We start from the raw sequence: 11,771 nt of genomic DNA, 5'->3' as shown, positions 1-11,771 counted from the left end.
GCGATGGTCGACTTGCCGGCGCCGGAGAGGCCCGTCAGCCAGACGACCTGCGCCTTCTGGCCCTTGGCGGCCGAGCGGGCGGCCTTGTCGACGTCCAGCGCCTGCCAGTGAATGTTCTGGCTGCGGCGCAGGGCGAAGTGCAGCAGGCCGGCGCCCACCGTGCGGTTGGAGATCCGGTCGATGAGGATGAAACCCCCCAGGTCGTGGTTCTCGGCGTAGGGGTCGAAGGCGATCGGCGCATCGAGCGCCAGGTTGCAGACCCCGATCTCGTTCAGCTCCAGCCGCCGGGCGGCGAGCTGCTCCAGGGTGTTGACGTTGACCTTGTACTTGGGCTCGGCGACCTGGGCCGCCACCGTGCGGGTCCCGAGTTTCAGAAGGTAGGGCCGTCCCGGCAGCATGGCCTCCTCGTCGAACCAGACGATGGTGGCCTCGAACTGATCGGCGACTTCCAGCGGACTGGCGGCGGTCGCCAGGACGTCGCCGCGCGAGACGTCGATCTCATCGGCGAGCGTCAGGGTGACCGACTGTCCAGCCACCGCCCCGGGCAGGTCGCCGGTGAAGGTGACAATGCGCGCCACCTTGCTCTCGCGGCCGGAGGGGAGGGCCTTGATCTTGTCGCCGGGCCGTACGACGCCGGAAGCGATCAGGCCGGAGAAGCCGCGGAAGTCGAGGTTCGGACGGTTCACCCATTGGACCGGCATCCGGAAGGGCTTGCCGCGCAGGTCGTCCTCGACCGGGGCGTCTTCCAGCCAACGCAGCAAGGGCGGGCCTGAGTACCAAGGCGAATGGGCGCTGGCCTCGGTGATGTTGTCGCCCTTCAGCGCCGACATCGGGATGGCTGTGAAGGCAGTGACGCCGATCTGATCGGCGAAGGTGCGGTAGTCGGCGACGATCTCGTCGAACCGGCCCTGGCTCCAGTCCACCAGGTCCATCTTGTTGATCGCCAGCACCACATGGCGGATGCCCAGCAGGCTGACCAAGTAGGAGTGCCGGCGCGTCTGGGTCAGCACGCCCTTGCGCGCGTCGATCAGGATGACGGCGGCGTCGGCGGTCGAGGCGCCGGTGACCATGTTGCGGGTGTACTGCTCGTGCCCGGGCGTGTCGGCGACGATGAACTTGCGCTTGTCGGTAGAGAAGAAGCGGTAGGCGACGTCGATGGTGATGCCCTGCTCGCGCTCAGCGGCCAGGCCGTCGACCAGCAGGGCGAAGTCGATCTCACCGCCCTGGGTGCCGACCTTCTTCGAGTCCGCTTCCAGGGCCGCCAGCTGGTCCTCGAAGATCATCTTGGAGTCGTAGAGTAGACGGCCGATCAGGGTCGACTTGCCGTCGTCCACCGAGCCGCAAGTCAGGAACCTGAGCAGGCTCTTGTGCTGATGGGCGTCGAGGTAGGCCTCGATGTCCTCGGCGATGAGGGTCGATTGGTGGGCCATCAGAAATAGCCCTCCTGCTTCTTCTTCTCCATCGAGGCGGCCTGATCGTGGTCGATGACCCGGCCCTGGCGCTCCGAGGTGGTGGCCAACAGCATTTCCTGGATGATGTCCGGCAGGGTGGCGGCTGTGCTTTCGATGGCGCCGGTCAGCGGATAGTCGCCCTGGGTGCGGAAGCGGATCGAGCGCATCTGCGGGACCTCGCCGGGCAGCAGCCGCATGCGGTCGTCATCGACCATGATCAGATTGCCGTCGCGCTCCACCACCGGCCGTTCGCCCGCGAAATAGAGGGGCACGATGGGGATGTCCTCCAGGTAGATGTATTGCCAGATGTCGAGCTCGGTCCAATTGGAGATTGGGAAGGCCCGGAAGTTCTCGCCCGGGCCTTTGCGCGTGTTGTAGAGCCGCCAGAGTTCGGGCCGCTGGATCTTGGGGTCCCAGCGGTGCTGGGCCGAACGGAACGAAAGGATCCGCTCCTTCGCGCGGGACTTCTCCTCATCGCGCCGGCCGCCGCCGAAGGCCGCGTCGAAGCCATACTTGTCGATCGCCTGTTTCAGGCCCTCGGTCTTCCAGAGGTCGGTGTGCAGCGAGCCGTGGTCGAAGGGATTGATGCCGCGGGCCAGGGCTTCAGGGTTCTGGTGGACGATCAGGTCCATGCCGCTCTCGCGGGCCATGCGCTCGCGCATCTCGTACATGGCCCGGAACTTCCAGGTCGTGTCGACGTGCAGCAGTGGGAAGGGCGGCTTGGCGGGGTAGAAGGCCTTCTGAGCGAGGCGCAGCATGACCGCCGAGTCCTTGCCGATCGAATAGAGCATCACCGGGCGTTCGCACTCGGCGACCACCTCGCGGAAGATGTGGATGCTCTCGGCCTCCAGGCGCTGCAGATGGGTGAGCATGGGAGCGGAGAGGCGGCCTTCCGTTGGAGTGAGACGGGGCGCGGCGCGGGCGTCCATCAGCGGACCTTACAGCAAAGATGACGAAAGCCGCCCATCCGGACGCGTGACTTAGAGGCGGCTGCCGCCCCGGGCAAGGCAAGCGGCGCCCAGTTATTCTTAGGGCGCGCCCAGGGGATGTGCGCGGCTCAGCCAAACAGGTCCGCGTCGGTGATCGGTGCGCGGCCATAGAGTTGGTCCACGCTGAGCTGGTCCATCAGCACCATCATCTTGGTCGCGATATCGACCTGGTTGGCCATCACCCGCGGGCTGAGCTTGCGGATTACGCCCATGGGATCGGCGCGAAAGAAGTACTGCGGCGCGCCCATCAGGCCGAGCCCGGGAATTCCCGCGGCCCGCGGCGCGCCGCCTTCGCCCGGCGCGAACCCGCTCTCCACCAGGGCCGAGCGCGAGTATTTCGGGTTCTCGCCGACGGTCGCGGCGTGGAAGATGCGGTTCATGGCCGGCGCGTCGGTCGAGGTCGGCAGCCACATCTCCGGCGCCGGCAGGCCGGTCGGGGCCCACTTCATGTCGGCGGCGCTCCACTCCATGGCGGCCATCTGCTCCAGGGAGAGGTGGCCGACGATCTTCTTCACCATCTCGGGGTGCTGGTTCATGACGCCGCGGGTGCCGGCCGGCCGGCCCGAGCCCGTCTCCTTGTCGGCGACCGCGCCGGCGGCGTAGTGGCCGGTGGGCAGCGAGCAGACCAGGGTCCGCCTGCGCCGCGACCGGGGCAATCTCGCCGCGTAGGTCGCCAGAGCCAGCACGCCCAGACCGCCGTTCTCGTTGCACTCGTTGGGGCCGTCCGTCTGGGTTGTCAGGAACACCACTTCATCGGAGGCGCCGGGCAGCGTGGCGACGACGGTGTCGGCTCGCGCGTCCGGCGTCAGGGTCGCATCGCAGCGCAGGGTGAGGCTGGCCTTGCCGGAGACCCGCGCCAGATACCGGCTGTCCTCGGCGCCGACCCATAGGGCCGGCGCGCGCCGGTGCTTGTCGCTGAACGGCAGCCAGTTGTAGCGCGCCGCCTCGTTTGAGACGTCAGTGTAGCAGAGCACCAGGGCTTGGCACTTGTCCTCGACGGCTTCCATCGACGGCCGCCCGCCCTGGCTGGCCGGATTGGGGCCGTTGTAGGCGGCGGGGAGGGGATCGGGGAACGTGCCGGGGAAGAGCTTGGGAAAGCCTCGCGCGCCGCCATTGGCCAGCGGCATGTCGACCACCACGATCGACTTGGCGAGCTCCGCGGCGGGGGTCTTGGCCATCAAGGCCTTGACGGCCTCGTCGCCGACGCCGGCGTAGAGCACCCGGCCTGTCACGGGGCCTTTGCCGCGGGTCGTCGCCGCGAAGGGGTAGTAGGCCACCACGTCGAGGGTCTTCGGCGGCTTGCCGTCCTCGGTGACGGTGATCGCGCAGTCGCGGGCCAGGTCGCATTCCCAGGCCATCAGCCGGTACTTGTCGATCTGGACCTGGAACTCGAGCGCCGTGAACCGCCGCGCCAGGAACTCCTCGAACCGGCGGGCCTGGGGCGTGCCGGTGAAGCGGATCGGCCCGAAACCGTGCAGTTGTTGCAACCAGTGACCGAGCGTCTCCGGCAAGGGGACCAGTGAAGGCTCGAACCCCTTGACCTGCCGCCCGCTGGCCGCGGCGCGGGCGAGCGTTGGCAGGCAACTCAGGCCTGCTGCGGCGCCCAGCACGGCGCGCCGCGAGGCGTTATGCCTTCCAGAATGCGGTTCCATTTTCGACGCCCGGCGTTTCTCTGACCGAGCGGACTGTGCCGGTTCACTGTGCGGAGGCCTAGTTGTTCCGCCTCACAGCACCGTGATCCTTGTTCGCCGCCGCGCCCGCACGCTAAGGAATGACCTTCCGCCGGACGGCTGGGCCGGATGGCAGATTGAACCGGATATTCATGCCTGGAGCCAATCCTCGATACGTCATGAGCGATGAACGAAAGAGGTTCGACCCGATGTTCCCGCCGTTGCGACTCTTCTGAGATGCGCGTTCTCTATAGTTTTCCGCACGACATCGGCTCGCCGGGCATCGGGACAACCGCCGTCAATCAGGTCCTCGGCCTGGTGGAACGGGGGCACGACGTCACGGTCATGGCCACCAGCGCCAGGAACAAAGCCTACGCTCTACCGAAGCTCATCACGACCATGATGCTCGGCGGCGTGCGGGTGCCGCACCGGGTCCTGGGTCTCGACAATTCGATGGCCTACCACGATCTTCGGGTGGCGGCGCACCTGCGCAGCAACCCCGGCCGGTTCGATGTCGTGCACTGCTGGCCGGGCGGGACCCTCCACACGGCCAAGGTGGCCAAGGCGGTCGGTGTGCCGTGCCTGCGCGAGGTGCCCAACACCCACACCGCCAACGCCTATGCCGTGGTTGGAAGGCTTTGCGACGAACTCGGAATTGAGCTCAAGCGCAACAATTCGCACCGTCTCAATGTCACCCGGCTCGCGAACGAAGAGGCCGAATACCAAGCCGCGTTTCGCCTGCTGGTGCCCTCGGAGCACGTCGCCAGCACATTCCTGGAACGCGGGATCGCGGCCGAGAAGCTGCTCCGCCACCAGTACGGCTACGACCCGAAGATCTTCCAACCGGCGGCTGACCCGCAGCCGGGCCCTTTGCGGGCGATCTTCCTCGGTGGGATAGGTCCGCGCAAAGGCCTGCACATCGGGCTTGAGGCCTGGCGGCGTTCGTCCGCCAGCCAGACGGGTCGGTTCTCGGTCTATGGTCGGATCGAAGAGGGTTATGAGCCGATCATCGCGCCGTTCCTGAACGAGCCAAGCGTGACGATCCATGACTTCACGGCCGATACGCCGGGCGTCCTGCGCGCCAGCGACGTCCTCGTCCTCCCATCTTTCGAGGAGGGCAGTGCGCTGGTGACCTACGAGGCGCAGGGCTCAGGCGTGGCGCCCCTGGTCTCCGATGCGGCAGGCGCAATGTGCACGGACCAGGTGACGGGTCTTGTCCACCGGATCGGCGATATCGACGCCCTGACCCGGCATTTCACGATGCTCAGCGAACAGCCTCTGGCCCTCCAGCGACTTCGGAAGGCGGTTCTGGCGGGGCGGGACAAGCTCACCTGGGCGGCGGCGGCCGAGCGGCTTGAAACCTGTTACGGGCTGGCGCGGGAGGCCCTGGCGAAAGCTGACGCACGCGCCGCCCGATCTCCGGCCTTCCCAGCCGCAAAGCAGGCAGGCGACGTCGCGGCGACGCCGCATTCGCGGGACCTGATCTTCACCTACTGGCACGAGACCTGGACCGACTCGAGGCGGCGCCAGTTCATGACGCCCGACCGGCTGGTCGCCACCTTGCTGACGCACGAGGATGTCCGCGGCCTGCTGATAGCGGACCCTTATCGAATGGGGCCGACGCAGGTCGTGCGGAGACTGCAGGGCCGCCGCCCCGAACCGCTTCCGGCGCGGCCTTACCCGACCGGCGTGGTTTCACCGTTCAGGCTTCGCCGCCAGGACGGCATTGGCGAAAAGCTGTTGCGCCGGTCCTACGAAGCCTATGACGCGCGAGTGCGCCAGGCCGCGGGCGATCTGGGCCTTCAAGACCCGGCGATCATCACGACCAATCCCTTTTATGCCGCCTATGGATCCCTGGATTGGGCGGGGCCGGTCACCTACTACGGGTTCGACGATTGGGCCGCGTACGATGGGCACAATCGGCACTGGCCGGACTACAATCACGCCTACTGCGAGATACGTCGGCGCGGCCACCGCGTCTGCGCCGTGTCACAGCATCTGCTCAACATCCTGGACCCAACCGGGCCTGGTCTGGTCGTTCCCAACGGTGTCGTCCCGGAGGAATGGCAGGAGCCATGGAGCGTGCCGGACTGGTTCCACGGCCTTCCTGGGCCGACGATCCTCTACACGGGCGCCATCCATAGTCGCCTCGACTTGGCCGCGGTCCGGCAGGTGGCTGAGCGCTTCTCGTCAGGCACGCTCTTGTTCGTGGGGCCCATCGCACATCCCGAGGTCGCCCACCGGCTGAGCCAGATCCGCGGCGTCCAGGTCCGCGATCCCCTGCCGCGCCACCTGATCGCGGGCCTCACGCGCAGTGTCGACGTCTGCATCATGCCGCACCTGCGCAATCCGCTCACCGAGTCGATGAGCCCCCTCAAACTCTATGAGTACTGCGCCGCAGGCCGCCCGGTCGCCACCACCGACATCGCGCCGGTCCGGGACATCCATGGCCATATCGTCCTCGTGCCCGAGGGGGGTGCGTTCGCCGACGGGGTGGAGAAGGCGCTGGCGATCGGTCCCATGACGGAGGACGAACGACAGGCGTTCATCCGGGGGAATTCGTGGCGAGGCCGTCATGACGCCATTCTGAGGTTGGCGCTGCCGGACGCCTGACCCGCGTCGGCGGAATTGGCGGAGGCCCGGCCATGTTTCCGCCCGGTCACAGCTCCGCGCTTGGCGATCCTTCAGGGCCCATGCAACATGGACCTTGAGGAAACGTACCGGACATTTGAGCGGCAGCCTGGACCAGCCAGGCGCCGACGCCGGACGCGCCAGGCTCTGGGGGGCTCCGAATGACGGCCACGACGACAACCGCGCCCAAGGCGGGGACCGGCTATCGCTATCTGGTCGTGGGCGTGCTGGCCGTCGTCTACACCTTCAACTTCATGGATCGGCAGATCATGTCGACCCTGGCTGAGCCGATCCGCAAGGAACTGGGCCTCAGCGACACCGCGCTGGGCGCGCTGGGCGGCCTGACGTTCGCCCTCTTCTACACAACCTTCGGCATCCCCGTGGCGTGGCTGTCGGACCGCTTCAAGCGCGTGTGGATCATGGCGGCGGCTTGCGGCGTCTGGAGCCTGTTCACCGCCGGCTGCGGCCTAGCGACCAACTTCACCCAGCTGGCCCTTTCGCGGATCATGGTGGGCGCTGGTGAAGCGGGCGGCTCGCCGCCGTCCTATTCGCTGATCTCCGACTATTTCCCCCCTCGCGAGCGCGGTACCGGCCTGGCGCTCTATTCGCTGGGCGTGCCCCTGGGCTCGATGATGGGCGTCCTCTACGGCGGGCGCGTCGCGGCGGCCTACGGCTGGCGCATGGCCTTCTTCGCGGTCGGTCTGCCGGGTGTGATCCTGGCGCTGATCATGCTGCTGGTGATCCGCGAGCCCAAGCGCGGCGCACTGGACGAGTTCGCCCTGGGCGCCGAAGCCCATGAGCCGCCGCCGCCGGCGATGCAGGTGATCTCCGGCTTCTTCACCAACCGCACGCTCCTGCTGGTGGCGATCGCCTGCGGTCTCTCGGCCTTCGTCGGCTACGCCATGCTCAACTGGAACCCGCCGATGCTGATGCGGGTGAAGGGCGCAACCCTGAAGGATGTCTCCAACTACTACGGCTGGGTGATCGGCGGCACCGGCGTGATCGGCACTTTTGGCGCCGGTTGGCTGGCTGACAAGCTCGGCCACAAGGACCGCCGTTGGTACGCCTGGATCCCGGTGATCGCCTTCACCCTGACCCTGCCGGCGCTGGCGGGCCTGATCTGGGCGCCGACCTGGCAGATCGCGCTGATGTTCATCGCAGTCCCGGCTCTGCTCAACACCATGTACCTCGCGCCGGCCCTGGCCATCGTCCAGAACGCCGTGCCGCCGGGGCAGCGCACCATGGCCGGAGCGATCCTGCTGTTCGTGCTGAACCTGATCGGCCTGGGCGGCGGCCCGATCTTCCTGGGCCGTGTCAGCGACATGGCCAAGCCGCACTACGGCGACCACTCGCTGCTGGTCGGCTATGCAGCGCTGGCGCCGGTGATCGTCATCGCCATCCTCGCCCACCTCGCCGCGGCCAGCTCCATCGCCCGCGACAAACGCTTGGCGGCGGCCATCTGACCCAGGCCGGTCCCTGCGCTTCCATCGCTCCGACAAGGGGTTGAGCGCGCGCGGTATCGCTGTAAGACGGCGCTCATATTTCGGGTGTACCTGAAGCTGGGCCGCCAACGGCGCCGGTTCGTCGCAGAAAGACCGCATGAAGATCCTGATTACCGGCGGGGCGGGGTTCATTGGATCGGCCGTGGTGCGGCGCGCGATCGCCGACGGCCACCAGGTGGTGAACCTCGACAAGCTGACCTATTCGGCCAATCTCGAGAACGTCGCCAGCGTCGCCGAGGACCCCGGCTATGCGTTCGAGCAGGCCGATATCTGCGACGAGGCCGCGGTCCGTGCGATCTTTGCGCGGCACAGGCCCGATGCGGTGATGCATCTGGCGGCCGAGAGCCACAACGATCGCGCCATCGAAGGCCCGCTCGACTTCGTGCGCACCAATGTCATGGGCACCGCCGTCCTGCTGGAGGCCGCCCGCGCGCATTGGAGCGCGCTTGCGGACGACCAGAAGGCCGGGTTCCGCTTCCACCACGTCTCGACCGACGAGGTCTTCGGCGCGCTGGGCGAAGATGGCGAGTTCACCGAGGCCACGCCCTACGATCCCAATTCGCCCTATTCGTCGAGCAAGGCGGGCGCGGACCACCTGGCGCGCGCCTGGGGCCGCACCTACGGCATGCCGGTGGTGCTGACCAACTGCTCGAACAACTACGGGCCGTTCCAATTCCCCGAGAAGCTGATCCCGACGGTGATCGCGCGTGCGCTGGAGGGGAAGTCGATCCCGGTCTATGGCGACGGCCGCCAGGTGCGCGACTGGCTGCACGTGGACGACCACGCCGAAGCCCTGTTGCTGGTGCTGCAGAAGGGCCGGCTGGGCGAGACCTATTGCATCGGCGGCGACGCCACCAAGCGCAACATCGAGGTGATCCGCATGCTGTGCGAGCACCTGGACCGCATGGCGCCGGCCAACACGCCGCATGCCGAGAAGATCGCCTTCGTCACCGACCGCCCGGGTCACGATTTCCGCTACGCCATCGACGCCTCCAAGCTGGAGACCGAGCTGGGCTGGAAGCCGCGGATGCCGTTGCTGGCGGGCTTGGAAGACACCGTGCGCTGGTACGTCGACAATCGCGACTGGGTGGAGGGCATCCGCCAACGCGGCTTCCAGTCGGAGCGGCTGGGCCTGGTCAAGGCATGACGGTGCGGATCCTGCAATTCGGCGTGACCGGGCAACTGGCCCGGGAACTGCTGGCGCAGGCCAAGGACTTCGACGTCGAGATCACCGCCCTGTCGCGCGCCGACGCCGACTTCGCGAGCCCACAGGCCGCGGTCCAACGGGTGAAGGACGCCAAGGTCGATCTGGTGGTGCTGGCCGCGGCCTATACGGCGGTCGATCTGGCCGAGAGCGAGCGCGACCTGGCCTTCCGGGTCAATGCCGAGACGCCGGCCGCGATCGCCGGGGCCCTGGGCGCCGACGGGCCGCCACTGGTGCAGGTTTCCACCGACTATGTCTTCGATGGCGCCAAGGGTGCGCCCTATGTCGAAACCGACGTCCCGGCGCCGCTGAACGTCTATGGCGCTTCGAAGCTCGAGGGCGAGCGCGCAATCCTAGCGGCCCATCCGCGCAGCCTGATCCTGCGCACCTCCTGGGTGGTGTCGAGCCATGGCAAGAACTTCGTCAAGACGATGCTGCGGCTGGCCGGCGAGGGGAAGCCGCTGAAGGTGGTCGCCGACCAGTTCGGCCGCCCCACCTCGGCGCGGGACCTGGCGCGCTTCATCCTCAGTCAGGCCGCCCGCCTGGCGAAGGCCAAGGCCGGCGACCCGGTGTTCGGCGTCCACCACTTCGCCAATGCCGGGGAGGTGAGCTGGAAAGGCTTCGCCGAAGGGATCTTCGACCTGGCCCTGGGCGAGGGCGCACCGAGCGTCGGCGCGGCCGCCACGGCCGACTGGCCGGCGCCCGCGCAACGTCCGCTCCGCGGCACGCTCGACACCGGCAAGCTGGAACACACCTTTGGCGTGACCTTGCGTCCCTGGCGCGAGGCCCTGGCCGAGATCGTCAGTGAACTTCAATCGGAACAGAGGTCAGCGGCATGAGACGCGGCGTTATCCTGGCCGGCGGCTCCGGCACACGGCTGCATCCGCTGACCCTTGCGGTCTCCAAGCAGCTGCTGCCCGTCTACGACAAGCCGATGATCTACTATCCGCTGTCGGTCCTGCTGCTGGCCGGCGTGCGCGAGATCCTGATCATCACCACGCCGGAGGATCAGGCTGCGTTCAAGCGCCTGCTGGGCGACGGTTCGCGCTACGGCGTGAAGTTCGAATATGTCGTGCAGCCCAGCCCGGACGGCCTGGCCCAGGCCTATATCCTCGGCGAGGAATTCATCGCCGGTGAGCCCAGCGTCATGGTGCTCGGCGACAACATCTTCTTCGGCCAGAACTTCACCCGCTCGCTGCAGGCGGCGGACGCCCGCCAGACCGGGGCCACGGTCTTCGGCTATCTCGTGCAGGACCCGGAACGCTACGGCGTGGTCAACTTCGGTCCCGATGGCCGGGCGCTGGGCATCGAAGAGAAGCCCGCGGTCCCTAAGTCCAACTACGCGGTGACCGGCCTCTATTTCTATGACGGCCGCGCCAGCGAGTTCGCGAAGACGCTGAAGCCATCGCACCGCGGCGAGCTCGAGATCACGGCGTTGAACCAGGTCTATCTCGAGGCGGGTGAGCTGAACGTGGAGCTGCTGGGCCGCGGCTTCGCCTGGCTCGACACGGGAACGCATGACAGCCTGATCCAGGCCGGTGAATTCATCCGCGCTGTGGAACAGCGCCAGGGCTTGCGGATCGGCTGCCTGGAGGAGATCGCTTTCCGGCGCGGCTGGATCGACGCTCAGGCGCTGCGCAAGCTGGCCGACGGCCTGGCCAAGAGTGAATACGGACAATACCTGCGGCAGCTGGCCGAAAGGCCGCTCAGCGCGGATGACGCCGCCGAATAATCGGCCTTTTTGGCGGACCCGATCGGCCCCGGTGGGGGTTTAGAAGAACAGAGCCCTGAGGCCGGCCGCCGCCGCGAACCAAAGACCGACCGAAGCGGCGGCGGCGACCGTCAAACCGATGCCCAGCGGCAAACGCCGGGGCGAAGTGACCTCAACGGAGGCGCTTTGCGCGCTGACATCCTGAAAAGATACGTCGGCTGGCATCTAAATTGCTCCAGACCCGTTTCTCTGGGCGGCTGTCTCATAAGACGTCCGACGCGCTTAAGAATTCGTGCCGATAAATGGAGAATACCCGGTTAAGCGTCTTTTCCCGAAGCGCTGCCGTAGTTGAAGTGAAGGCTGGGGAGCCACAGTTTTGAGCATGCTTGCGGATCAGGGCGAGATGGAGCAGCAGCACGCGGCGGGTGCGCTGCGCGGCTCATCGTCCATTACCCAGACCGTACAGCATGCGGTCGCGACGCACCCCTTCAAGCGCCTGCTGGACGTTTCGATCGCGGGTTTTGCGCTGTTGCTGTTCCTGCCGCTGCTGCTGGTGGTGATGGCGGCGATCCGGGCGGAGTCACCCGGCGGCGCGATCTTCCGTCAACGGCGG

The 11,771-nt window shown here is 67.2% G+C and carries 9 protein-coding genes and 1 pseudogene; 6 read left to right on the top strand and 4 right to left on the bottom strand.

All coding sequences use genetic code 11. The annotated features are described in order from the left end of the window. The 3 genes from cysN to VHS75_RS10425 all read right to left on the bottom strand — a co-directional run. Positions 1-1,430: sulfate adenylyltransferase subunit CysN (cysN, locus tag VHS75_RS10435; protein WP_329638553.1), on the bottom strand; the 1,430-nt coding region annotated here is incomplete at its 3' end. Next, complete coding sequence (gene cysD, locus VHS75_RS10430) at positions 1,430-2,380, bottom strand: sulfate adenylyltransferase subunit CysD (RefSeq protein WP_329638552.1); 951 nt, start codon at positions 2,378-2,380, stop codon at positions 1,430-1,432. The genes cysN and cysD, both read right to left, overlap by 1 nt. 128 nt (positions 2,381-2,508) lie before the next feature. Next, complete coding sequence (locus tag VHS75_RS10425) at positions 2,509-4,092, bottom strand: hypothetical protein (RefSeq protein ID WP_329638551.1); 1,584 nt, start codon at positions 4,090-4,092, stop codon at positions 2,509-2,511. 255 nt (positions 4,093-4,347) lie between these two features. Here VHS75_RS10425 and VHS75_RS10420 point away from each other — a divergent pair, with 255 nt between their 5' ends. The 5 genes from VHS75_RS10420 (at position 4,348) to rfbA (ending at position 11,179) form a co-directional block, all read left to right on the top strand. After that, positions 4,348-6,723 carry a glycosyltransferase gene (locus tag VHS75_RS10420; protein WP_329638550.1) on the top strand — a complete coding sequence of 792 codons (2,376 nt, stop codon included), beginning with the start codon at positions 4,348-4,350 and terminating at the stop codon, positions 6,721-6,723. 179 nt (positions 6,724-6,902) lie between these two features. Continuing rightward, positions 6,903-8,204, top strand: coding sequence for an MFS transporter (locus tag VHS75_RS10415; protein WP_329638549.1), 1,302 nt, complete (start codon positions 6,903-6,905; stop codon positions 8,202-8,204). A gap of 136 nt (positions 8,205-8,340) precedes the next feature. Beyond that, complete coding sequence (gene rfbB, locus VHS75_RS10410; RefSeq protein ID WP_329638548.1) at positions 8,341-9,390, top strand: dTDP-glucose 4,6-dehydratase; 1,050 nt, start codon at positions 8,341-8,343, stop codon at positions 9,388-9,390. Continuing rightward, entirely contained in the window at positions 9,387-10,286 is a 900-nt protein-coding gene (rfbD, locus tag VHS75_RS10405; protein ID WP_329638547.1) for a dTDP-4-dehydrorhamnose reductase, read from the top strand. The genes rfbB and rfbD overlap by 4 nt, the downstream gene beginning before the upstream one ends. Continuing rightward, on the top strand, positions 10,283-11,179 hold the full coding sequence (rfbA, locus tag VHS75_RS10400; protein ID WP_329638546.1) for a glucose-1-phosphate thymidylyltransferase RfbA: 897 nt from the start codon (positions 10,283-10,285) through the stop codon (positions 11,177-11,179). Before rfbD ends, rfbA begins: the two co-directional genes overlap by 4 nt. 39 nt (positions 11,180-11,218) lie before the next feature. Here rfbA and VHS75_RS10395 read toward each other — a convergent pair whose 3' ends face one another. Then, a complete protein-coding gene (locus VHS75_RS10395) occupies positions 11,219-11,383 on the bottom strand; it encodes a hypothetical protein (RefSeq protein WP_329638545.1) in 165 nt (54 codons plus the stop codon). 151 nt (positions 11,384-11,534) lie between these two features. Between VHS75_RS10395 and VHS75_RS10390 the strand changes: the two are divergent. Next, positions 11,535-11,771: pseudogene (locus VHS75_RS10390) on the top strand (hypothetical protein); the annotation flags it as partial.

The sequence above is a fragment of the Phenylobacterium sp. genome, from assembly GCF_036264965.1.
In the GTDB taxonomy this organism is placed as follows: Bacteria; Pseudomonadota; Alphaproteobacteria; order Caulobacterales; family Caulobacteraceae; genus Phenylobacterium.
Note: the sequence above shows the minus strand (reverse complement) of the source record. Positions and strands in the feature narration are given on the sequence as shown.

Bases quoted from the DNA above. Each gene is read 5' to 3' on its own strand.
- cysD (WP_329638552.1), bottom strand. From the start codon at position 2,380: ATGGACGCCCGCGCCGCGCCCCGTCTCACTCCAACGGAAGGCCGCCTC.
- VHS75_RS10425 (WP_329638551.1), bottom strand. From the start codon at position 4,092: ATGGAACCGCATTCTGGAAGGCATAACGCCTCGCGGCGCGCCGTGCTG.
- VHS75_RS10420 (WP_329638550.1), top strand. From the start codon at position 4,348: ATGCGCGTTCTCTATAGTTTTCCGCACGACATCGGCTCGCCGGGCATC.
- VHS75_RS10415 (WP_329638549.1), top strand. From the start codon at position 6,903: ATGACGGCCACGACGACAACCGCGCCCAAGGCGGGGACCGGCTATCGC.
- rfbB (WP_329638548.1), top strand. From the start codon at position 8,341: ATGAAGATCCTGATTACCGGCGGGGCGGGGTTCATTGGATCGGCCGTG.
- rfbD (WP_329638547.1), top strand. From the start codon at position 9,387: ATGACGGTGCGGATCCTGCAATTCGGCGTGACCGGGCAACTGGCCCGG.
- rfbA (WP_329638546.1), top strand. From the start codon at position 10,283: ATGAGACGCGGCGTTATCCTGGCCGGCGGCTCCGGCACACGGCTGCAT.
- VHS75_RS10395 (WP_329638545.1), bottom strand. From the start codon at position 11,383: ATGCCAGCCGACGTATCTTTTCAGGATGTCAGCGCGCAAAGCGCCTCC.